Origin of the sequence: uncultured Jannaschia sp. (genome assembly GCF_947494055.1) — a bacterium.
Lineage (GTDB): Bacteria > Pseudomonadota > Alphaproteobacteria > Rhodobacterales > Rhodobacteraceae > Jannaschia.
The window spans coordinates 15,331-38,372 of sequence record NZ_CANLTR010000014.1; the positions used below are offsets into that span (position 1 = coordinate 15,331).

Genomic DNA, 23,042 nt, shown 5'->3' on the forward strand with positions numbered 1-23,042 from the left:
CCGCCGCAATCGCCGACGACCTCGAAATCGGGCTCTGGCCGGGCCCTGCCCTCCAGGTGGGCTTCACCGGAGGTCGCAGGCCCAAAGCTGTTCCGAGGCTTGATCGCACCTTTTCCTCGCTATCGTCCGACTTGGTGAGGCCCTCACGAAGTTCCGCGAGCGCCTCCGTATGTCGGGGCGGTCGTGACCCCCGGGTCCGACGCAACCCTCGGGTTCTGCGCGGGGCTCAACCCTCGATGCCGAGAAGGCTCAGGTCGACGGAGCGGGCCATCGCCTCGTAGCCGGCGTCGTTGGGGTGCAGGTGGTCGCCGGAATCGTACTCGGCCCTGATGCGAGTCGGGTCGTCCGGGTCGCGGACCACCTCGTCGAAGTCGATCACCCCGTCAAAGGCACCGCCGGTGCGGATCCACTCGTTGACCGCGCTGCGCTTCGCCTCCTTCTCGTCGCTGTAGTAGCCCTCGAGCGGACCGCCCTCGAAGGCGTTGTTGAAGGGGGTGAGCGTGGCGCCGATGACCTGCATCCCGTGAGTATGTGCCCGGGCGACGAGTTGCTCGTAGCCGGCGATGAGATCCTCGACCGACGGCGCGGGCTCGCCGGGGTCGGTGAGCGGCGAGCCGGGCCAGCCGATGTCGTTGATGCCGATCATGATCACCACCACCTCGGCATGGGGATGGAGGAGCACGTCGTCATCGAAGCGCGCCAGCGCGTTGACGCCCATGCGGTCGCGCAGGAGACGGGCGCCCGAGATACCTTCGTTGAGCACCCCCATCTCCGAGCCGGCCTCGACAATCCTCTCGGCAAGGATGTCCGGCCAGCGGTTGTTCGCGTTGGGGGTGGAGCTGTCGCCGTCGGTGATCGAGTCGCCGAAGAGCACGACGGAGGCGGGCTCGTCGCCCCCGGCGATCTGGATGCCACTGAGGAACAGGCGGGAATCGAACTGCTCTGCGGCCTCGAAGCTCTCGGCCTCGGCCATGTCGCCGTTGGCCGAGACATAGGTCGTCTGGCGGCCGTCATTGTGCCAGGTGGCGAGCGGCGTGACCTCCGGCAGGTAGAGGCTGACGGCGATCTCGGCGAGGTCCTCGACCGGCAACCGGACGGGATCGCTCCAGACCACGGCGCCCGGGGGAACGGCGAAACCTTCATCGCCCGAGAACGTCAGGCCCGTGTCGGTGCCGGGCTCGATTGCGCCATCACCTGCGTCAATCGCGACGCGGGCGCGGCCGATCACCAGCGGTTCGGTTCCGTAACGGTTGGAGAACTCGATGCGGAAGGCTTCGCCGCCCTGCGAGATGCGCGCGACCTGTCGCACGGTCTGGTCACGCAGCGAGCGCGGGATCGCGGCGGCCGCGAAGAAGTCCGGCTCCCAGACAGGCTGCGGGCTGGCCGACCAGGTGCCGAAGAAGTTCTGGCTTTCCTGCGCGGCAAGGGGCGCGGCGAGGCTGACGGCGACGAGTGTCGCCGCGGCCATGCGCGCAAAATGCGGAACGCGGTTCGTCATGGTGATCCTCCCTCTCCAGACAACCTGACCATGACCAAGCGTCACTGCTGCGGCAAGGACGTGTTGCCGGACGACGGAAAATCGCGTGAAGGGGTGCTCGTTACGCTATCGACGGTCAGATTGAGCTACTCCTTTCCCCAATGGCTTCAGGCTACGACTTTGATTCCGGGCCTTCCGAGGGCCAAGCATCGGTTCATGATGGCGATGCGGATCAGGATCTCGGCGGTCTGACGGTTGGGATCACGTGACATGATCCGCTCTCCGAACAGTTCGAGACGCTCCGCCCGCTGGCCGGCATGGCATCGCAAAGTAATGTCCCGAAAGGCCGCGCTTCGATGCGGCTTCGGATGTGACAGCCAGCCCATTTCTTTCAGGGCGACGGGCCCAGACATCGCGTTGCGCGAAGGATCTTGTTTCGTGAGAGTGCGGCGAACCTGGGAGTTCTGTGTCTTTCGTCCACGAGATGCTGCGCTAGGTGGGCGGCCGTCCCGTGAAGGCTGTGCTGATCCAATCCACCGCAAAAGACGGACGGCGCCGCCCTGCTGTCCGTCCGTCGGCCGCCAAATTTAGGCATCGTCAATTTTAGCCTGAAGCAGGAGCGCATCGGGGAAACGCCCTGCGACCCGCAACCGGCGGGCCTTGCCCAAGGGGCGGAGTCCTTCGAGCCTCATGTGTTCGAGCGGCTCAACCCAAGGAACAAGTCGCCGTCCAGTCTCAAGGACCGGCGAGGAAGATAGACGCTTTTTTCATACCAGCTCAGCAGATACGCATGGGAGCATCCTGTGCTGGAGAAAGTTGTCCCGATGACCAACAAACTGCTCGTCGTCGATCCGATCGATCAGTTCGAAGTGCTCAAGGGTCTTGCCAGCGAGGTCCGTATCGCGATCCTCAAGCTTCTGGCGAAATCCGGTCCAATGAACGTCAACCAGGTTGCGGCCGAACTCTCGGTTCCCCAGTCCACGATCTCTGCAAACATGCAGGTTCTCGAGAACGTTGGCCTCGTCGTCACGGATATTCAGAGAGCGCGGAAGGGCAACCAGAAGGTCTGCAAGGCGATCTTCACCGAGATCCTCGTGGCTTTCGGTGACCATCGGCCAGAGGTTGGCGACGACGAAATCGAGGTTTCCATGCCCCTCGGCCTATACTCTCATGTCGAGGTGACCGCCCCCTGCGGGCTGTGCTCTACCGAAGGCGTCATCGGTCTGCTCGACGTGCCCGACACCTTTCTGGATCCCGATCGCATGCGGGCGGGGCTGCTCTGGTTCACCCGGGGCTTTGTCGAATACCAGTTTCCCAACAACGCCAAGCTCCTGAACAAGCCGGTCCAGGCTCTCGAGTTCTGCATGGAGCTGAGTTCGGAAGTGCCGGGGACCTCTGCCGACTGGCCGTCCGATATCTCGCTGGCCGTGAACGGGACCTACGTCGCCACCTGGACCTCGCCCGGCGATTTCGGCGACAAGCGGGGCGTCTTCACCCCCGGCTGGTGGAAACTGGCCGGCTCGCAATACGGCAAGCTCAAGACCTGGCGGATCAACACCGACGGCACATATGTCGACGGCTTGCGGGTTTCGGATGTGACCCTGACCGATCTCGAGGTCGACAGGCACCGGTCGATCCGGATCCGGATCGGCGTGCGAGACGATGCCAAGCACCCCGGAGGTCTGAACATTTTCGGGCGGGGCTTCGGAAACTACGATCAGGACATCACCATGCGCCTGCGCTGACACGCGTAAAAAACCTTGACTGAACTGCTTCCTGCAGCAACCGTATCGAAGATACCGGTACAAACCGGAAGATATGGTACGGTAGGGAGGGGATGCCATGAAGGCACGTGTCACCGCGCATGCACGCTATGCGGTCGCGGAAATCGACAAGCGGCTTTACGGGTCGTTCCTCGAGCATCTGGGCCGGGCCGTCTACACCGGCATCTACGAGCCCGATCATCCCGACGCCGACGCCAGCGGAATGCGGCAGGACGTGATCGACCTCGTGCGGGAACTCGACACGCCGATCTGCCGCTATCCGGGCGGCAACTTCGTCTCAGCCTACAACTGGGAGGACGGGATAGGCCCGAAAGAGGATCGGCCGACGCGGCTCGACCTCGCGTGGAAGTCGCTCGAGAACAACCATGTCGGGATTCACGAATATGCGGATTGGGCCGACAAGGCGGGCCTAGAGATGATGCTTGCCGTCAATCTCGGCTCGCGTGGGCTCGACGAAGCCCGGAGTTTTGTCGAGTACGTGAACCACCCCGGCGGCAGCTACTGGTCCGACCTGCGCCGCAAGAATGGGCGCGCGGACCCCTGGGGCGTGAAGACCTGGTGTCTCGGCAACGAGATGGACGGGCCATGGCAGGTCGGCCACAAGACCGCCCGCGAATACGGGCAGCTCGCCAACGAGACGGCCAAGGCGCTACGTGCCTTCGACAGCGACCTCGAACTCATCGTCTGCGGCTCCTCCCACTCGGACATGCCGACCTATCCGCAATGGGAGGCGACGGTGCTGGAGGAGACCTACGACAATATCGACCATATTTCGCTGCACATGTACTTCGAGAACTACGAGAAGAACACGGCGAACTTTCTGGCCCTGCCGGAGAAACTGGACCGCTACATCGGCACGGTGAGCGGCGTCATCGACTTCGTGAAGGGCAAGAAGCGGTCGAAGAAGGACGTGAAGATTTCCTTCGACGAGTGGAACGTCTGGTATCACACCCGCAAGCAGGACCAGGTCTACCTCGAGGGGAAGGACTGGCAGTACTGGCCGCCGATCCTCGAGGACGTCTACAATTTCGAGGACGTGCTGCAGGTCGGCTGCATCCTGAACACCTTCATCCGTCGCTCGGACCGGGTGCGCATCGCCTGTATCGCGCAGCTCGTGAACGTGATCGCGCCAATCATGACGCAGCCCGGCGGACCGGCCTGGCGGCAGACGATCTACTACCCGTTCAAGCTCGCCTCGCACCACGGCCGCGGCACCGCGCTGCAGCTGGACGTCGATTGCCCGACCTACGACGCGGATATGGCGGCAGGGGTCAGCTATCTCGACATCGCGGGCGTCCACGACAGCGACTCGGGCAGCGTGACCTTCTTCGCGATCAACCGGAACGGGACCGAGCCCCTGGAGGTCGAGCTATCGCTCGAGCGGTTCGGCACGCCCAAGAGCGCGAGCCACACCCTGATCCGGCATGACGATCTGGAGGCGACGAATACCAGGGAGGCGCCGGATACGGTGGTACCGCAGGAGGGGAGCGGCGCGACGATCGAGGGGAACACGCTCAGCCTGACGCTGCCATCCTACAGCTATTCCATGATCCGGGTGAACCTTTGAGGACCGTATCAGAATGCCGGGTATGCAGCGGCGCGTCCGTTGATCGGATCCGGAGGTAGTGTAACATCGACCTGCGGCCGGGACCGGTCGCTCTTTGGGAGGAGAAAGATGAAACATCTGATGGGTATGGCCCTCGGGGCCACGCTTGCGACGGCTGCCCAGGCGCAGGAAACCGTCGTCTGGTGGGACTTCCTGAGCGGCGGCGACGGCGTGCGGATGAAGACGCTGATCGATGACTTCGATGCCGCGCACGAGGGCGAGATCACCATCGACGCGACCACGCTCGAATGGGGTGTCCCCTTCTATACCAAGGTGCAGACCTCGGTCGCGGTCGGCGAAGCCCCCGACATCATGACCTACCACGCAAGCCGCATTCCGTTGGCCGTGAGCCAGGGCCTGCTTCAGCCGATCACCGATGCCGACTGGGAGCAGATGGGCCTGGGCCAGGAGAATTTCGCAGAAGCCACCTGGAACGCGGTGACCGTCGATGGTCAGCAGTACGCTGTGCCGCTGGATACGCACCCCATCGTGCTCTACTACAACCGCGACCTCCTGAAGGAAGCCGGCCGGCTCAACGACGATGGCACGCCGATGGGCCTCGACAGCCGCGAGGGCTTCGAGGAGACCATGGCCGCGCTCAAGGATGCGGGCGTCGAGTATCCGCTGGGTTCGGTGACCGCCGACGGCAACTTCATGTACCGCACGATCTACTCGCTCATGGGCCAGCAGGATGGCGAGCTCCTGACCGACGGCGAGTTCCTGGCCGGCGACAATGCCGACAAGCTGCAAAACGTTCTGACCGTGCTGCAGGAGTGGACCAACAACGAGTGGCAGTCGACCTATACCGATTACCCTGCGACCGTCGCGCTCTTCACCTCGGGCGAGGCGGCGATGATGATCAACGGCGTCTGGGAGGTTCCGACGATGAAGGACCTTGCCGACGAGGGGAGGCTGTTCGACTGGGGCGCTGTCGAGCTGCCGGTCATCTTCGACCACGCCTCGACCTACGCCGACAGCCACGCCTTCGCGATCCCCGCCAACAACGGCGTGGATGAAGGTACGGCCAAGCGCGATGCGGTTCTGGAAGTCATGTCCTGGATCTCGGACAACTCCCTCTTCTGGGCGACCGCGGGCCACATACCGGCCAATTCCGGCGTGACGGCGTCCGAGGAATATTCCCAGATGGAGCCCAACGCGACCTACTCCTCGTTGACGCAGAACATGATCTTCGACCCCCAGAGCGAGTTCTCGGGTGTCGCCGGTCCGATGTTCGACGTGATGTCCACCTACTTCGTTCCGACCCTCAACGGAGAGATGGACCCGGCCGAAGCGGTCGAGGAAATCCAGTACGAACTCAACGATATGTAAGACTCCCGGGAGGGGGCGTGCGCAAGGCCCGCCCCCTTCGCTGTGACCACCGGTTCGAATGGGAGGACCAGTCGTGATCCGCAACGCGAGAAAAGACACGCTGATCGCTTATGTGCTGATTGCACCGTTCGTGGCGATCTACGGGCTGATCTTCGTCTACCCGACGATCGACATGTTCATCCTGTCTTTTCAGGACGCGCCGCTCATCACCTTCGGGCCGCAGACCGCGGAGTGGACCGGCCTCGACAACTACACCCGGCTGCCAGGCGACCGACGCTTCGACACGGCCTTCTGGAACACGGCGTATTTCGTCCTGCTCTCTGTGGTTCCGGGGACGCTTGTGGCGCTCGCCATCTCCCTTGGCATCACGCGGCTGTCGGGCCGGCTTCAGTCGCTCGTGCTGGCCCTGTTCTTCCTGCCCTACATCCTGCCGGTCTCGGTGGTCTACCGGATCTGGGACTGGACGCTGAACTTCCAGTTCGGCATTGCCATGCACCTGTTCGATACGCTGGGGATCGACCGCGTCCCGATCTTCAAGACGTCGACCTGGTTCATGCCGGCTGTCGCCTTCGTAACGATCTGGTGGACCTGCGGCTTCTCGATCCTGCTGTTTCTCGCGGGCCTCAGGGCGATCCCGGCCGAGATCTACGAGGCGGCAGAGCTCGATAATGCCGGGCGCTGGACGGTCTTCCGGAAGCTGACATGGCCATTGCTCTGGCCAGTTACGGCGCTGGTGCTGACGATCCAGCTGATCCTTCAGCTCAAGATCTTCGACCAGGTCTACCTTTTCTCGATAGGGGGGCGACCGAACGACAACCTCGTGATGGTCTATTACATCTACCAGCGTGCCTTCCAGAACGACGACGGTGGCCGCGCCGCAGCCATCGCGGTGGTCCTCTTCCTGATGGTCATCGTGGTTTCCGTGCTGAACTTCCAGCTCCTGCGACTTGCGGAGCGCAAGACATGACCCCGGCCGCGACACGGCGCACCAACATCGCGGGGGCGATCATCACCGTCATCACGGTGATCGCCGCCGTCATCTGGGCCTTTCCGATCTACTGGGGCATCGTCTCGTCCTTCAAACTCGAGGACGAGGTCGTGCGGCCCTATATCGAGCTCTGGCCCGAACATCCGACCCTGCGCCACTACTGGTTCGCCCTGACCCAGACGCAGATCGGCAGCTGGTACATGAATTCGGTGGCCACGGCCCTCGGCGTGACGGTCCTGACCGTCTCCACGTCGCTGCTCGTTGGCTATGCCATCAGCCAGCTCCGCTTTCCGGGACGGCGCGCGCTTTGGTACCTGATCCTCGCGAGCTTCATGGTTCCCACGCAGGTTCTCATCATCAACCATTTCGTGCTGATCGCGAATATGGGCCTGCTCAATACCTGGGCCGGGATCATCCTGCCGCAGCTCATCCACCCCGTCGTCATCATTGTCTACAAGCAGTTCTTCGATCAGGTCCCGAAGGAGTTTCGCGAGGCGGCCGTGATGGACAACGCCTCGGAGCTCGGGATCCTGACCAAGATCTACATCCCGATGAACTGGGGCGTGACCACGGCACTGTCCATCGTCACCTTCATCTGGGCCTGGAACGCCTTCCTGTGGCCATTCCTGGCGGTCACGCGCACCGAGATGATGACCATCACCGTCGGCATCACCCAGGTGAGTGACGCCTTCGGGGTCTACTACGCACGACAGCTGGCCTCGGCCGTGCTCGCCGGCTTCCCTGTCGCGCTCGCATACCTGCTGTTCCAGCGGCGGGTCACGCAGGCCATCACGCTCAGTGCAGGGATCAAGGGGTAGGGAATGGCGGATATCGCGCTGCAGAACGTCTCGAAGAGCTTCGGCGCCGTCGAGGTGATCAAGGACATCAGCTTCCAGGTCAAACAGGGAGAATTCGTCGTCTTCCTCGGGCCTTCGGGTTCGGGAAAGTCGACCCTCCTGCGCATGATCGCGGGGCTCGAATCCATCGACCGCGGCAAGCTCCTGATCGGCGGCAGGGAGTGCCAGGCCCTCGCTCCAGGTCAGCGGGACGTGGCAATGGTGTTCCAGAACTACGCGCTCTATCCCCACATGACCGTGCGCGACAACATGGCTTTCGGCCTCCGCAACATCGGCATGAAGGAGAAGGACATCGCCGCGCGGGTCGCGGATGCCGCGCGCATTCTCGAGATGGATGCGCTTCTCGACCGCCGACCGAGCCAGCTGTCGGGCGGGCAGCGCCAGCGGGTGGCGATCGGCCGGGCCATCGTCAAGGAGCCGGCGGCGTTCCTGTTCGACGAACCGCTGTCGAACCTCGACGCGGCGCTCCGGGTGCGGACACGGGTGGAGCTGGCACAGTTGCACCAGCGCATCGCGGCCACGATGATCTACGTCACCCACGACCAGACCGAGGCCATGACGCTCGCCGACCGGATCGTCATCCTCAACGACTGCCGGATCGAGCAGATCGGGACGCCGCTGGAGGTCTACACATACCCGGCCTCCCGCTTCGTCGCCGGCTTCGTCGGAAGTCCGGGGATGAACTTCCTGGACGCCGAAATATCGACCTCCGGCAAGGAGGCGGTGGCCACCCTCGGCGACGGGTCCCGGATGGCAATGACCATCTCGGTTCCCGATGGCGGAGCTTATGAACTGGGGATACGGCCGGAAGCGGTCCAGGTCACGACGGGTCGGGGCGACACGACGGGCGAGGCGACCGTGGTGGAGAATCTCGGGGACCGGACTCTGGTCCACACGCGCCTAAACGACGGCACTTCGGTCATCGCTCTGGACGGCGGACGCTCGCAGATCGCGCCGGGCGACACCGTGACCCTGCGCTTCGACACGAGCCAGTTGCACCTCTTCGATTCTGCCGGGCGCGCCTATCACGCCGATTGACAAGGCCCCGCCTCTGTCAAGCTCCACGAGGTGACGCTGGAGGAGCCGACTCTTGCCCCACAAGGCTCACCGGTCGTCTCGCCACGACAACGGACCCGCCATCGAACTCGCGGAGTGCACGTGACAGGAACAGGCCGACCTTCGTCATCAGCGGTCCTGGTTCTCGGCCTCCCGCCCCAGAGCCACGATGCGAGGCCAACGCGCCTGCCGTGAGCTCGCCCAATCTGCCCACCGGAGCCCACTCATCGACGGGCAGCGCGAGCCGCGCCTGACCTCACCTCGGCTCCCAGTAAATCTGCTTAACGCGTACATGTCGCACGTGCGCGAGTGAGCTCGCCCCGAGACGACAGCGCTGATCGTGGGATATGCCCCTCGATCGACGAGCTCGCGGGCATAAGCGAACGCCGCGTCCGTAAAGCTGACCGATTGCTTCTGGACACCCATCACGATCTCCAAACGAGCACGTCAGTCGTCTGTTGGACGACTACGTGTACGCTGTATCGTCTGGTCGAGGGCAACGTCGCCTCCGACATTCACCCTCTCGCGCTGCATCAACCAAGCCAAGATGTCTCCAGTCCGATTACGATGGCCGACAAGCAGGCTGACCTGCTGACCCAGACGGCACGGCCTCCCTCAAGGCGCCCTGCCCTCCCGACCCCTCCTGACCGGTTCGCCCCGCCTCAGCCCTCGATTTCCCGCGCCGTAATCGTGTAGGCGAAGTCCGAAGGCTCGAGCGGATCAAGACGGCGGCCGGCGACCTCCGCCTGCGGATACATCAGGAACGGCACCGGGCCGTTCTCCGAACCCGGCAGGACCACGTCGTGCGCGAAGTTGTAGGGCAGCCAGTTCCCCTCCCACGCGCCGAACAGCGCGGCTCGGACATCCACCACCTTGGGGTCGTCGAGCGCGAGGTTCTTCGGCGGTTCCTCCAGCATGACCTTACGAACGTCGGCGGGATCGGCGGCGACCCAGCCGTGCTCCTCGAGCCAGACATCGGCGCGGCAATGCTGCGCCTTGGTCACGTCCTCCGATCCGGCGCCCAGGCTCTTGTAGCCGAAGGCCGACGGCGCCACGCGGAGCCCGTAGACATCGCGTGCCGGCAGACCCGCCGCGCGCGCCAGCCCGACGAAGAGCGCGTTCAGGTCGGCGCACTTGCCCGTCAGATCGCCCACCTGCAGCATCGAGCCCACGTCGCCCAGTCCGCAGCCCCGCGTCTCGGGGTTGCGCGCCGTTTCCTCCACGATCCAATCGTAGATGGCCCGGGCACGGGCCTCGTCGCCCTCGATCCCGGCCGTGATCCGGTCGGAGGTCTCACGCACGATACCGTCCGTGGGGATCAGCGAGGTCGGAGCCGTCCAATGCGCCCGCGCCTCCGGCGCAAGGGAGGCATGCGTCTCCGCCGCCGCGAAATCCGTCGCCCGGTCGCGGACGGAGGCTTCGGAGACGATGTCGATCACCGCCCGGTCGTTCCCTTCCCAGACCGCGTGGACGAAACGCGCATCGTTGTCGTCGCTCAGCAGGCGAGCCTCGGCGGCGTTCGTCGTCCAGCGCGATTGCCCGGGCTTGGCCCAGTCGGGCGCGAAGACCGCGGGCACCGGCACCCATGCCTGCGCGGGGGCGCCGCCGGTATCTATGGCGATGCGGGTGGTGATCTCGAACCGGCGCCACGGACCGGGCGTGGGCGCGTAGCTCGCGGCCGCGCGGCGCGGCAGAAGCGGGAGGGCGGCCGCCGCCGAGGCGGTGGCGAGCAGGGTCCTGCGGGTGAGGGACATTCGGGGGCTCCTGACGGACAAGACGATGCGGCGGCCGTAAGGTGCATCCGGCCGCCGCGCAAGGCTCGGGGGTGCTTCAACCCGTCTCGATCAGGTCCTCGACCCGGATCGGAACGTGGCGCACGCGGATGCCGGTGGCATGGTACACTGCGTTGGCGATCGCCGCGGCAGTGCCGACGATGCCGATCTCGCCGATGCCCTTCACCCCCGCGGGGTTCACGAGAGTGTCCTCCTCCGGCACCATCATCGCGCGGATGTCCACGATGTCCGCGTTCACCGGCACGATGTATTCGGAGATGTTGTCGTTCATCACGGCGCCGGTACGGGGGTCGATCTCCGTCTTTTCCTGGAGCGCGTGGCCCAAGCCCCAGACCATGCCACCAAGATATTGCGAGGTCGCCGTCTTCTCGTTCATGATCCGCCCGGCCGCGAACGCACCGTAAAGGCGTGGCACGCGGATCTCGCGCGTCCAGCGATTGATGCGGACCTCGGCATACTCGGCCCCGAAGGCGAAGGCCGTGTACTCCTCCTCCGCGCCGCCGACGATCCCGACCTGACCTCTGTAGAGCCCCCGGCGCGCGTTCTTCTGCGATCCGCGGGGCGTCCATTCGGCGTATTCCTCGATCGCGGCCTGGCCGAACGCGTTGAAGGCCGCCTCCACGTCGATCTCCCCCGGCGTGGTGCCGAGGCGCTGCATGATCCGCTCGCAGGCGATCTGGACGACCGAGACGTTGGAGGCGGTAGAGACCGAGCCGCCGGCGATCGTTCCCGGCGGCAGGCGGCTGTCGCCCAGCTCGACATCGACCCGGTCCACCTCGAGGCCCAGCCCCTCGGCCGCCGCCTGCGCGATGACGGTATAGGCTCCGGTGCCGAGGTCGTGGCTCGCCACCATCACGCGCGCGCGGCCGGTCCGGTCGAGATGGACGCGCACCGAGCAGGGCGCCATCTGCGTCGGGTAGGCCGCCGTCGCGCAGCCCCAGCCGACGAGCCAGTCGCCGTCGCGCATCGACCCCACGGCGGGGTCGTAGTCCGACCAGCCGAACGCCTCGCCCGCCATGTCGTAGCATTCCATCAGCGAGCGCGACGTATAGGGCACGCCGTTCACCGGCTCGGCGTCGATGTCGTTGGTCCGCCGCAGCTCGACAGGGTCCATCTCCAGCCGACGCGCGAGCTCGTCCACCGCCGATTCCAGCGCGAAGAAATAGGGCGTCTCGGCCGGCGCACGCATGAAGCCCGGCGTCTGCCGGTCGGCGTGGACGCAGGTCACGCCCGTGCGTACCGCGTCGGCGTGATACATCCGCGCCGCGGCCTCCGCGCCGTTGACGACATAGGTGTCGGTCCGCGACGACAATTCGCGCCCGGTATGCTCGAACCCGGTGAGGCGCCCGTCGGCGCCCGCGCCCAGCCGGATGCTCTGCTGCGTCTCGGCCCGGAACGACGCGGTGGTGAAGCCCTGCTCGCGCGTGACGTAGAGCTTGACCGGCCGGTTCAGCCGCTTCGACGCCGCCGCGACCATCGGGGTGAAGGTGAACACGCTGCCCTTGCCGCCGAAGCCGCCACCCACATAGGGACTGACGACATGGACGCGCTCGGGCGCGATGCCGAGCTCGTTCGCGATCCCCACCCGGAAGCCCTCAACCCACTGGCTGGGCACGTAGACCGTCAGATCCTCGCCCGACCACTGCGCCGTCGTCGCGAACAGCTCCATCGCGTTGTGGGTATTGGCGGCGGTGTCGTAGTCCAGATCGAGCGTTTGCGCCGCCGCCTGCATCGCAGCCTCGATGTCGCCCGAACTGAGGGCGTCGTCGGGCAACTCCTCCGGCTCGACCCCTTCGGCCCCGAAGACCGGCGCGGGCGTCTCCTCGGAATACGTGAACCGCAGGCGCTTCGCCGCCTCGCGCGCAGCGAGGATGTCGTCGGCAACCACCATCGCGATCGTCTCGCCGTAAAAGCGCACGTCCGGCGCGTCGAACGGCTCCCATCCCTGCTGCGCGTGGCCGCCCGTGGACATCATGCCGTCGGGCGTGAGGCCGAGCGGGTTGGCATGACTGTAGATGTCGCGCACTCCCGGCACGGCGCGCGCGTCGGCGTCGTCGATCGCGGTGATCGTCCCGCGCCCGATCGTCGAGGTAACGAGATGCGCGTATAGCGGGTTCGGGACAGCGAAGTCCGCGGCGTAGCGCGCCTCGCCCATCACCTTCTTGCGGCCCTCGATGCGGCTTACGGCGGCGCCGATGCGTCCGGTCATTGGCTGTCTCCCGAATTGGTCTCAGGCGTCATCGCCTTGGCTTCCATGAGGCCACGGGCCACGGTGTCGCGGCCCAGCGGGATCTTGAAATCGTTCTCGCCCCAGCCCTGCGCGCCCTCGAAGGCGCGCCGGCCCGCTTCGACGGCCACGTCCTCGGTGAGGGTCTGGCCCTGCAGCCAGTCCTCGACCTCGCGCGCCCGCCACGGCACCGTCGCCGCGCCGCCGATGGCGAGCCGCGCCTCGCGCACGGTCTCGCCGTCGAGGTCGAGCGCCACCGCCGCCGAGGTCAGCGCGAAGGCGTAGCTGTCGCGGTCGCGGACCTTGGTGTAGACCGACCGGCCGGCCCAGTCGGGCACGGTCAGGCGGATCGCGGTGATCAGCTCGTCGTCGCCCAGGATCGTCTCGCGCGCCGGGTCCTCGCCCGGCAGGACATGCAGGTCGTCGAACGCGATCTCGCGCCCGCCCTCGCCCGATCGGGTCTCGAGCACCGCGTCGAACAGGATCAGCGCGTTGGCCCAGTCGCCCGGGTAGTTCGCGATGCACTCTTCCGACGTGCCCAGCACGGCGAGGAGACGGTTGATCCCGTCCTTCGCCGCGCAGCCCGAGCCCGGCTCACGCTTGTTGCAGGCGCTCACGTTGTCGCGGAAATACGGGCACCGGGTGCGCTGCAGCAGGTTGCCGCCCAGCGTGGCGACATTGCGCAGCTGCGCGCTCGCCGCCTTCCACAGCGCTTCCGACAGGACCGGCGCACGCAGGAAGGCGGGATGCTCGGCCGCCTCGGCCATCGTCGTGCCGGCGCCGACGCGCAGCGTGCCGTCGCCCGTCTCCTCGATGCCCCGCTCGAGCACGTCGCCCAGATCGGTGAGCGAGGGCGGGTGCAGGACATGCAGCTTCATCAGGTCGATCACGGTGGTGCCGCCCGCGTGGAACGCACCCCCCTGCCCGGCCACGCCCATCGGCTCGACCATGGCGACGGCTTCCTCGGGCGACCCGGGTCTCCGGAACGAAAACGGACGCATCAGCTCGCCTCCCGCGCTTCGGTCTCGTCGCGGGCCTGCACAACCGCCGCCACGATCCCCTTGTAGGCGCCGCAGCGGCACAGGTTGCCCGACATGTATTCGCGGATCTCGGCCTCCGATCCGGCATGACCTTCCGTGACGCAGCCGACGGCGCTCATGATCTGTCCGGGCGTGCAATAGCCGCACTGGAACCCGTCGTTGTCGATGAAGGCCTGCTGCATCGGGTGCATCTCGCCGCCCTGGCCCAACCCCTCGATCGTCGTGACCTCCGCCCCGTCGAGCGTGCCGGCGAGGCGCAGGCACGAGTTGATCCGCGTCCCGTCCACCAGCACCGTGCAGGCGCCGCATTGCCCGTGGTTGCAGCCGACCTTGGTCCCGGTCAGGTCGAGCCGCTCGCGCAGCAGGTCGAGCAACGTCGTGCGCGCATCCAGCGTGAACCTCTCCGGCTTGCCGTTGATGGTGATCTCCACCTCGACCTCCGGTCCGCCCGTCGGCGCAGCCTCCGCCTCCTGCGCGCCGGCCTGGAAGGCGCCGAACGCGGACGCGCCGCTGGCCGCGGTCCCCTTCAGGAGAGAGCGTCGGGATATGCCCAGATCGGGTGGGGCGTCGCGGGGTTCGGTGGCCATGACAAGGGACCTCGTGTGGACTGGTTGCTGCCTGGATCGCCCGGTGCGGGCCCGGGACGATCGCGGATCAACGGAGCGCGCTCGGTTCCGTTCCCCGCGCGGCCGCTTCCGGTCCGGCTCGGGAAGGACGGCCCGCCCCGTGCGACGGCGGGCGGCCCGGCTCTGCAAGGGGGCCAACGGGCGCGGCATTCGCGATGCCTGCGTCGGTTCGCCGCGACACCTCTTGCCGCCTCGGGGTCAGGTCGCCATGGCTGGCCCCCGAATCGGAACCGCTGGATTTTCCGCCTGGGCAGATATACATATCTCTCATGTCTATCCAAAGGAGGCTGTCATGCAGGTCGCGAAATGGGGCAATTCGCTGGCGATCCGTCTGCCCGCAGCGGTGGTGAAGGCGCTCGACCTCACTGAAGGGGACGACATCGCCGTCCGCATCCGCGGCCCCCGCGAGATGGAGGTCGAGCGCGTGCCTGGCCGGGCGGAACTTCTCGACCGGCTTGCCCGGTTCGAGGGTCGGCTGCCCGCGGGCTTCGTCTTCGACCGCGACGACGCGCAGCGTGGCTGAGCCGCGCGCGGCGATCGACAGCAACGTCCTCGTCTACGCCATTGCCGGCACCGGCGCGAAGCGCGCGGCCGCGCAGGACGTGGTGGGACGGGGCGGCGTCGTCTCGGCGCAGGCGCTCAACGAGGTCGCGCACGTGCTGCGCCGCAAGGCCGGGATGGACCTGCCCGAGATCGCCGAGGCGCTGGCCACGCTTCGCGCCCTGACCGAGATCGTGCCGCTGACTGAAACCGTCCACGCGCGCGCGCTCGATGTGGCGGCGGCGACCGACTACTCGATCTGGGACGCCTCGATCCTCGCCGCCGCGCTCGAAGCCGGCTGCGACGCGCTGATCAGCGAGGACATGCAGGACGGCCGGCAAATCGACGGACTGACGATCCGCAATCCCTTCGCCTGAGCCCCGCCCGAAAGCGGCGGGTCGCCCCTTGTCTTTGCTTTCCAAATATCCCCGCCGGAGGCTCCGCCGCCTGCCGCACGCGCTGCCGCCTCAGGCCGCCCGTTCCCGCCGCCGCGCGAGCCGGCCGATGATCCCCGGCCAGAGCGACCACAATACGAAGACCCCCGCCAGCGCCAGGATCGTCCCGCTGATCGGACGGGTGACGAACACGGTCCAGTCCTGCTGCGAGTTGGCGAGCGAGGTGAGGAAGTAGCGCTCCGCCAGCGGTCCGAGGATCACGCCCAGCACCAGCGGCGCCGACGGAAAGCCGATCCGCTTCATTCCCCAGCCCAGCACCCCGAAGGCGAGGCAGACCCAGACGTCGAAGATGTTGTTCCGGACCCCGTAGGCGCCGATCACCGAGAGCACGATGATGAACGCCGCGAGGATCGCCGGCGGCGTGCGCATCAGGGTCGAGAAGACCTGCGCCACCCCCAGACCCGCGCCGATCATCAGGACGTTGGCGATGATCATCGCGGCGAAGATCGTGTAGACCATCGACGGGTCCATGATGAAGAGGAGCGGGCCGGGATTGACCCCGTGCAGCATCATCGCCGCCAGCATGATCGCGGTCGCCGCCGAACCCGGGATGCCCAGCGTCAGGAGCGGCACCATCGCCGCGCCGGTCGTGGCGTTCTTGGCCGCCTCGGGTGCGGCGAGCCCCGCCTCGACCCCGGTGCCGAACTCCGCCCCGCGCGTCGAGACCTGCTTCTCCACCCCGTAGGCGATCACCGCGCCGGGCGTCGCCCCCGCCCCGGGGATCATCCCGATCAGGCAGCCGATGCCGGTGCCGCGCAGGATCGCGCCTTTCACGCCCAGGATGTCGGCGAGCTTCGCGCCGATCTGGCGGCCGCCCTGCGTCTTGGGCCGGAGGTCCCGGTTCGTCGCCAATAGGTCCACCACCTCCCCGATGGCGAAGAGGCCGATCATCACGACGACGAAGCGGATGCCCGATTCCATCTCTGGGATGCCGAAGGAGAAGCGCGCCTGCCCGTAGAGCGGGTCCACCCCCACCGTGCCCACCACGATCCCGAGGACGAGCGAGACCAGCGTGACGAGCGGACGGTCCTTGGCGATGGCGATCACGCTGACGAGGCCCAGCACCGTCGCCGCGAAGAACTCGGGCTGCGAGAACTTGAGCGCGAAGGTGGCGAAGGGCGCCGACAGGAACGCCAGCACCAGCGCACTCACCAGCCCGCCCGTGGCCGAGGCCGTCACCGCGATGGCGAGCGCGCGTTTCACCTCGCCGCGCTTCGTCATCGCATAGCCGTCCCAGGTCGCCGGCAGCGAAGCCGGCGTGCCCGGCACGTTGATCATGATGGCCGAAATCGAGCCGCCGAACACGCCCCCCACATAGATCCCGCCCAGGAACAGCATCGATTGCGTGGGCGACATGACGTAGGTGAACGGCAGCGCCATCGCCATCGCGTTGACGAAACTGATCCCCGGCAGCGCGCCCGCGACGACACCAACGAGAAGCCCGGTCACGATGGTCAGGAACGGCCAGAGCTGGAACGCCGCCGAAAAGCCTCCGCCCAGTAGTTCGAACGCGGCCATGGCCGTCTCCTCAATAGATGCCGGTCGTCTGCAGCAGCCAGATGCTGAACCCGTCGAACACGCCCTGCCCCCGCGGCAGCGGCATCAACGCCAGCCCCATGAAGAGCCACAGGAGCGCCACCGTCCCGATCAGCGTGACTGGCACCAGCACCAGCGGGTTGCGCACACCGCCGAAGACGCACCAGCCCGCGATGAACAGGGCGGAGGCCAGCGCGAAGCCGATCACCGACAGGAGCCAGCCATAGACCACGATCATCACGAGCCCGGCGACGGCCTTGCCCATCGCGTAGGGCCCCTCCTCCACCACCGGGGTCAGGAGCGGCTGCCCGCCCGGCCGCCGAAGCGCCCAGAGGTCGCGCGCCACCCAGATCGCGCTGAGCACGGCGAGCGCGAGGAGCATCGCCCCGGGCCAGGCCGCGGGGCCCAGCCCCACGACATCCGCGCTCTGCCCCCGGCTGAACATCCGCGCCGGCAGGATGAGCGCGAGGATCAGGAGCCCGGCCGGCAATAGCGTCGGGACGAACCGGCGCCAGCCGGAAGCCCGCGCTTCGCGCTCCGCCGCCGGCTGGTTCTCCCGGATCGTCCCCGCCACGTCTACTGGCTCAACTGCTCGGCGATCAGGTCGCGGAAATCGCCGACCATCGCCTGCGCCGCCTCGCCGGTCACCGGCTCGATGCAGGTATAGGTACTCTCGCAGAATTCCTGCCATTCCTCGGTCGACACCGCCTGCGCCACCGCATCCTCGAGGATCGCCACGCGGTCCTCGGGCACGCCCGCGGGCACCGCGACGCTGCGGTAATTGTCGAGGCCGGAGATGTCGATGCCGAGCTCGGCGGAGGTCGGCACGTCCGGGAAGGCGGGGTGCCGCTCCTCGGAGAAGACGACCACCGGGACGAGCTGCCCGGCCTCGATGAACTGTGCGACGTCGCCCGGCTCCTCGTAGATCGCCATCGTGTGCCCGCCGATAGGCGAGGCGTAGCGCTCCGCCGGGGCCTGGAACGGCACGTTCTCCATCGTAATCCCGGCATTCGCGAGCAGCTTCAGCGTCACGTCGTCCTGCGTGCCGTAGCCGGAGGTGGCGACCGTCACCGGATTCGACTTCGCGTATTCGAATAGCGCCTCGGCGCTCTGGTGCGGCCCGTTCGCCGGCACGAAGAGGAAAGACGGCGAGCTCTGCACGACCGAGATCACCTGGAAGTCCTCCGGCGCGTTGTCACCGAGGCCCGAGGCCCAGGACGCGACGGTGAGCGAGATCAGCGTGCCGATCGTGTAACCGTCCGCCGGGTTGGTGCGGAGCCGCGTGAGCCCGGCGTTCCCGGAGGCGCCCGCGACGTTCGAGACCGGGATCGACACGCCCAGCGGCTCCTCCAGCAGCCGCGCCATCGTGCGCCCCATCAGGTCGGCGCCGCCGCCCGGCCCGAAGGTCACGACCATCTCGATCGGACGGTCCGGGTAGTCCTGCGCGTCGGCCGTGCCGGCCCCCATGCCGAGGGAGACTGCAGCGGCGGCGAGAACGCCCAGGCCCGCCCGTGATGCGGCAGGGACAGCCCTCGACCGCGGGTGGGGGCGGTCGGGGGCTGCCCGGCCTGCCGCCGGGCGGGACGTCGCCGCGATTGGTGTTCTATTGGTCATGTCTTTCCTCCCTCTCGTATATCCGCCGTCCCGCGCCCGCCCTCCCGACGGCCCCGGTCCGGATGTCAGTGTATCAGTTCCCCAAGCTTCAACCGCTGGATCTTCCCCGACGGTCCCTTCGGCAACTCGTCGAGCACGTGCACCACGTCCGGGCTCTTGAATGCCCCGAGCCGTTCCTCGCAGAGCGCGCGGAGCGTCGCGCCGTCGACCCGCGCCCCGGGGCGCAGCCTGACCGCCGCTTCCACCCGTTCGCCGTAACGCGCGCAGGGCCGCGCGAAGGCCGCGGCCTCCATCACGTCGGGATGCGCGTAGAGCGCTTCGTCCACCTCGCGCGGCGCGATGTTTTCGCCGCCCTTGATGATCAGCTCTTTGAGCCGCCCGGTCACGAAGACGTAGCCGTCGGCGTCCATCCGCCCGAGGTCTCCGGTGCGGAGCCACCCGTCCGGCGTCATCGCCTCGACCGTCGCCTCCGGGTTGCGGAAATAGCCCAGCATCACGTTCGGCCCCCGCACCGCGATCTCCCCCTCGGTCCCGGTCCCGACCGGCGTCAGATCCGGCGACAGGATCGCTACCTCGTTGCCATATGCAATCCCCGGCGAGCCGATCTTGCGCGTCGCGGGCGGCAGCGGGTTCGACAGGATCTGCGCCGCCGTCTCGGTCAGGCCCATCGTCTCGACGATCGGGATGCCGAACCGGCCCTCGAACGCGGTCTGGGTCTCCACCGCCAGCGCCGAGGAGGCGGAGCGGCCGAAGCGGATACGGTCGCGGGTTGCCGCATCGGGCTCCGCCTCGCCGTGCAGCAGATGCGACACGATCGTCGGCACGACCGAGAACCAGGTCACGCCCTCCGCCGCACAGGTGATCCAGAACCGCGAGGCCGAGAACCGCCCGCAGACCACGAGCGACCCGCCTGAGACCAGCGCCCCCATCACCGTCACGCACAGCCCGTTGATGTGGTAGATTGGCAGCACGCAAAGCCCCCGGTCCTCGGGCGTCAGCGCATGCGCCACCGCCGGGGTCCAGCCGCCCGCCAGCAGGCTCGCCTGCGAATGAAGCACCCCCTTCGGCCGCCCCGTCGTCCCCGACGTGTACATAAGAAGCGCGTGATCCTCCGGCGCCACCGGGGACAGCTCCCCCCGGGCGCCCTCCGGCCACTCCACATTGTCTCCGACCCGGATCGGCGTGACCGCCGCCCCCGACGCCGCCACCGCGCCGTCGTAAAGGCCCTGCTGCGCCGCACCCAGCAACACGAACCGCGCTTCGGAATGGGCGAGCGCGTAGCCCATCGCCTCGGCCCCCGCGACGAGGTTGACCAGCGCCGCCCGGAACCCGCCGTAGAACAGACCCATCAGGCACAGGATGCCCGCCCGCCCGTTGGGCAGCATCATCGCGACCGAATCGCCCCTGGCCACGCCAAGCCCCGCCAGCCGCGCGGCGATCTCCCGCGCCCCGTCCCGCAGCGCGCCCCAGGTCAGCGGCGCCTCGCCCGGAAAGACGTGGCTCACCCGGTCGCCCGCCTCGGCCGCCCGCAGGTCCAGCATGTCGCGGATCGTGCCGCCCGGAGGCGCGTCGGCGAAGCTCACCGCCCGGCCTCGGCCCAGTAGCCCTCGAAGATCTCCTCCACCGACGGCTCCCGCGCGGGGATCGTGCGCACGATCTTGGTGGTCTGCATGAAATGCCGCCAATGCAGGTTGTCGTCGATCGAGTTCCCGCCCCAGGACCCGCAGCCCATCGACAGCGAGAACGGCATCCCGTTGTCGAAGCTGCCGCCCGTGGCGAAGGTATGCGCCTGGTTCATGATCACCCGGCAGGTCGGCAGCGCCCGGCCCAGCTCCACCGGCCGCGCCGCCTCCGCGGAATGAAGCCCCACCGAATGGCCCGCCCCCTGATGCGCGAGGATCGCCCGCGTGATCGCCACCGCGTCGTCGTAGTCCCGCGCCCGATAGAGCGCCGCGACGAGGCTCAGCTTCTCGCCCGAAAGCGGATGCTCCGGCCCGATCCCCGCCGTCTCCACCGCGACGAAGCGCGTCCCCGCCGGCACCGCGTCCCCCAGCCCGAGCGCCGCCACCGTCACGTCCGCGTCCTGCGCGATGACCTCGCGGTTCAGGTGCCCGTCCGGGAACAGCCGCGCCACGACCTCCGCCTCGCGCGCGGCAGGCACCACTGCGCCCCCCGCGTCCGCCAGCGCCGCGACGAAGGCGTCATAGACCGCGTCCACCACCACGATGGCGTTCTCCGAGGAGCACGACGTCGCGTTGTCGAAGCATTTCGACGCCGCGATCTTCGCCGCCGCATCGGCCAGGTCCGCCGTCTCGTCCACGATCACGGTCACGTTGCCCGCACCCACGCCCATCGCCGGCGTGCCACTGGAATAGGCGCGCCGCACGTTGTCCTGGCTTCCCGTCACTACGGCGAGGTCGCACAACTCCAGCAGGCGCTGCGTGTCCGCCTTCGTCCCCGGCGGCGGGACCATCTGCACCAGATCCGGATCCGCGCCGATCTTCGCGAACTCCGCGTGAACGTAGCCCAGCAACGCCTCGCAGCAGGCCACCCCCTTGGGCGAGGGCGACAGCACGATCGCGTTGCCGCATTTCAGCGCGTTGACGATGTTGTTGGCCGGCGTCGCCGCCGGGTTGGTCGAGGGGACGACCGCGCCGATCACGCCGAGCGGCCGCGCGATCGTGGTGATCCCCGTCTCCGGGTCGTCCGAAAGGATGCCGTGGGTCCGCGCGCCTTTGATGTCGCGCATCAGGCCCAGCGTCTTGCGATGGTTCTTGGTGATCTTGTCGGCGACGTTACCGAGCCCCGTGGTCCGCACGGCCAGCTCCGCCAGCGCACAGTTGCGCCCGGGCTCCATGATCGCCCAGGCCGCCGCCTGCGCGGCCCGATCGTAGCGGTCCTGGCTCCCCTCCGCCTCGTACCGGGCCTGCGCGCGGCGCGCTGCCTCGAACAGGCGGTCCACCCCACCGATCCTGTCGCTGCCATCCATGCGATGCCCCCTCAAAACGTCGCCGCATCGTGGACGTTACGCCATGAAAATAGCGTTGCAAATGTTTTCATCGCGGTTCAGGGAAAGGCATGACCTCCTACCGGGCCGACATCACCGCCGTCGCCCGCGCTGCCGGCGTCTCGCCCGCGACGGTCTCGCGCGTGCTCAACCATCCGGGCCTCGTCAGCGCGCCGACCCGCAACCGGGTCGAGGCGGCGATTCGCGCAACCGGCTACATCCGCAACCGCGCCGCCCAGTCGATGCACGGCCGGCGCAGCGCGACGCTCGGCCTCGTCGTGCCCACTGTGGATTACTCGATCTTCGCGGAGCTGGTGCAGAGCTTCAACGACGCGGTGGCCGAGCACGAGTTCACCCTGCTGCTCGCCACCCACGGCTACGACCTCGCCGCCGAGTATCGCGTCCTGCGCAAGCTCTACGAGCACCGGGTGGACGGCATCGCGCTGATCGGGCTCGACCACGATGCCGACACGTTCCGCCTCATCGCCTCGCAGGACGTGCCCGTGGTCGCCGCCTGGGCCTGGGCCGCGGAGTCCCCGCTCCCCTGCATCGGCGCCGACAACGCGGAGGCCGGACGCGTGGCGGCGCGGCATCTCCTCGATCTCGGCCATCGCCGCATCGCCCTCGTCTTTCCGCCCTCGGACAAGAACGACCGCGCCCGCGCCCGCCTCGACGCGGTGCAGGCCGCCCTTGCCGCGGCCGGCTGCGCCCCGCCCGCGCGCTGGTGCGCCCGCGCACCCTACGACACGTCGCAGGCCAAGGCCGTCTGCCGCGACCTGCTGGCCGGACGCGACCGGCCGAGCGCGCTCATCTGCGGCAACGACGTCATCGCACAGGGCGCGATCGCCGCGGCCACCGCGCAGGGACTGGCGATCCCCGGGGCGCTCTCGATCATGGGGATCGGCGATTTCCCCGGCTCCGCCGACACCGTGCCGGCGCTCTCCACCGTGGCCATCCCCGCCCGCCGGATCGGCGCGCGCGCCGGGCGGCATCTCGTCGAGTGTCTGTCGGGCGGCCCGCCCGCCGGCATCCTGCGCGAGCGCCTGCCCGTCGAACTGCACCGGCGCGGGACCACCGCGCCGCCCGGCATCGCGTGACCGGCCGCGA

19 protein-coding genes and 1 pseudogene are annotated in these 23,042 nt (G+C 67.7%); 9 read left to right on the forward strand and 11 right to left on the reverse strand.

Translation table 11 applies throughout. From position 1 onward, the window contains the following. Positions 1-226 precede the first annotated feature (226 nt). Complete coding sequence (locus Q1A87_RS13010; protein WP_299652012.1) at positions 227-1,498, reverse strand: SGNH/GDSL hydrolase family protein; 1,272 nt, start codon at positions 1,496-1,498, stop codon at positions 227-229. 146 nt (positions 1,499-1,644) lie between these two features. Beyond that, positions 1,645-1,928 (reverse strand): annotated as a pseudogene (locus tag Q1A87_RS13015) (hypothetical protein); the annotation flags it as partial. 373 nt (positions 1,929-2,301) lie between these two features. On the opposite strand from Q1A87_RS13015, the gene Q1A87_RS13020 reads away from it, so the two are divergent. From Q1A87_RS13020 to ugpC, 6 genes are all read left to right on the forward strand, one after another. Beyond that, positions 2,302-3,222, forward strand: a complete 921-nt coding sequence (locus Q1A87_RS13020) for a helix-turn-helix domain-containing protein (protein ID WP_299652014.1) — start codon at positions 2,302-2,304, stop codon at positions 3,220-3,222. 97 nt (positions 3,223-3,319) lie between these two features. Next, the gene (locus Q1A87_RS13025; protein WP_299652016.1) at positions 3,320-4,828 is read left to right on the forward strand and encodes an alpha-N-arabinofuranosidase; all 1,509 of its coding nucleotides are present in this window, start codon (positions 3,320-3,322) and stop codon (positions 4,826-4,828) included. Between the two features lie 108 nt (positions 4,829-4,936). Then, positions 4,937-6,196 carry an extracellular solute-binding protein gene (locus Q1A87_RS13030; protein WP_299652018.1) on the forward strand — a complete coding sequence of 420 codons (1,260 nt, stop codon included), beginning with the start codon at positions 4,937-4,939 and terminating at the stop codon, positions 6,194-6,196. A 73-nt stretch (positions 6,197-6,269) separates the two neighbouring features. Further along, positions 6,270-7,163, forward strand: a complete 894-nt coding sequence (locus Q1A87_RS13035; RefSeq protein WP_299652020.1) for a sugar ABC transporter permease — start codon at positions 6,270-6,272, stop codon at positions 7,161-7,163. Further along, on the forward strand, positions 7,160-8,002 hold the full coding sequence (locus Q1A87_RS13040) for a carbohydrate ABC transporter permease (RefSeq protein WP_299652022.1): 843 nt from the start codon (positions 7,160-7,162) through the stop codon (positions 8,000-8,002). The genes Q1A87_RS13035 and Q1A87_RS13040 overlap by 4 nt, the downstream gene beginning before the upstream one ends. Positions 8,003-8,005: 3 nt before the next feature. Next, positions 8,006-9,079 carry a sn-glycerol-3-phosphate ABC transporter ATP-binding protein UgpC gene (gene ugpC / locus Q1A87_RS13045; RefSeq protein ID WP_299652024.1) on the forward strand — a complete coding sequence of 358 codons (1,074 nt, stop codon included), beginning with the start codon at positions 8,006-8,008 and terminating at the stop codon, positions 9,077-9,079. Between the two features lie 680 nt (positions 9,080-9,759). Here the strand turns inward: ugpC and Q1A87_RS13050 are convergent. The 4 genes from Q1A87_RS13050 to Q1A87_RS13065 all read right to left on the reverse strand — a co-directional run bounded on the left by Q1A87_RS13050 (position 9,760) and on the right by Q1A87_RS13065 (position 14,744). Then, a complete protein-coding gene (locus tag Q1A87_RS13050; RefSeq protein ID WP_299652026.1) occupies positions 9,760-10,851 on the reverse strand; it encodes a transglutaminase-like domain-containing protein in 1,092 nt (363 codons plus the stop codon). Positions 10,852-10,927: 76 nt separating this feature from the next. Next, entirely contained in the window at positions 10,928-13,099 is a 2,172-nt protein-coding gene (locus Q1A87_RS13055) for a xanthine dehydrogenase family protein molybdopterin-binding subunit (protein ID WP_299652028.1), read from the reverse strand. Then, positions 13,096-14,118 (reverse strand): xanthine dehydrogenase family protein subunit M, encoded by a 1,023-nt coding sequence (locus tag Q1A87_RS13060; protein ID WP_299652030.1) that lies wholly within the window; start codon positions 14,116-14,118, stop codon positions 13,096-13,098. Before Q1A87_RS13060 ends, Q1A87_RS13055 begins: the two co-directional genes overlap by 4 nt. Next, a complete protein-coding gene (locus Q1A87_RS13065) occupies positions 14,118-14,744 on the reverse strand; it encodes a (2Fe-2S)-binding protein (protein WP_363322999.1) in 627 nt (208 codons plus the stop codon). Before Q1A87_RS13065 ends, Q1A87_RS13060 begins: the two co-directional genes overlap by 1 nt. A 331-nt stretch (positions 14,745-15,075) precedes the next feature. Between Q1A87_RS13065 and Q1A87_RS13070 the strand changes: the two genes are divergently transcribed. Both Q1A87_RS13070 and Q1A87_RS13075 read left to right on the forward strand, forming a co-directional pair. After that, on the forward strand, positions 15,076-15,306 hold the full coding sequence (locus Q1A87_RS13070) for an AbrB/MazE/SpoVT family DNA-binding domain-containing protein (protein WP_299652032.1): 231 nt from the start codon (positions 15,076-15,078) through the stop codon (positions 15,304-15,306). Further along, positions 15,299-15,700, forward strand: a complete 402-nt coding sequence (locus Q1A87_RS13075; RefSeq protein WP_299652034.1) for a PIN domain-containing protein — start codon at positions 15,299-15,301, stop codon at positions 15,698-15,700. The genes Q1A87_RS13070 and Q1A87_RS13075 overlap by 8 nt, the downstream gene beginning before the upstream one ends. 90 nt (positions 15,701-15,790) lie before the next feature. Here the strand turns inward: Q1A87_RS13075 and Q1A87_RS13080 are convergent, their stop codons facing one another. The 5 genes from Q1A87_RS13080 to Q1A87_RS13100 form a co-directional block, all read right to left on the reverse strand. Continuing rightward, positions 15,791-17,296, reverse strand: a complete 1,506-nt coding sequence (locus Q1A87_RS13080; protein WP_299652036.1) for a tripartite tricarboxylate transporter permease — start codon at positions 17,294-17,296, stop codon at positions 15,791-15,793. A 10-nt stretch (positions 17,297-17,306) separates the two neighbouring features. Further along, positions 17,307-17,888: a tripartite tricarboxylate transporter TctB family protein gene (locus Q1A87_RS13085; protein WP_299652038.1), complete on the reverse strand. Its 582-nt coding sequence runs from the start codon at positions 17,886-17,888 to the stop codon at positions 17,307-17,309. Between the two features lie 2 nt (positions 17,889-17,890). Further along, complete coding sequence (locus tag Q1A87_RS13090; RefSeq protein ID WP_299652040.1) at positions 17,891-18,928, reverse strand: tripartite tricarboxylate transporter substrate binding protein; 1,038 nt, start codon at positions 18,926-18,928, stop codon at positions 17,891-17,893. Between the two features lie 65 nt (positions 18,929-18,993). Further along, on the reverse strand, positions 18,994-20,469 hold the full coding sequence (locus Q1A87_RS13095) for an AMP-binding protein (RefSeq protein ID WP_299652110.1): 1,476 nt from the start codon (positions 20,467-20,469) through the stop codon (positions 18,994-18,996). A gap of 38 nt (positions 20,470-20,507) precedes the next feature. Next, a complete protein-coding gene (locus Q1A87_RS13100) occupies positions 20,508-21,917 on the reverse strand; it encodes an aldehyde dehydrogenase family protein (protein ID WP_299652042.1) in 1,410 nt (469 codons plus the stop codon). 89 nt (positions 21,918-22,006) lie between these two features. Between Q1A87_RS13100 and Q1A87_RS13105 the strand changes: the two genes are divergently transcribed. Next, complete coding sequence (locus tag Q1A87_RS13105; protein ID WP_299652044.1) at positions 22,007-23,032, forward strand: LacI family DNA-binding transcriptional regulator; 1,026 nt, start codon at positions 22,007-22,009, stop codon at positions 23,030-23,032. Positions 23,033-23,042 lie beyond the last annotated feature (10 nt).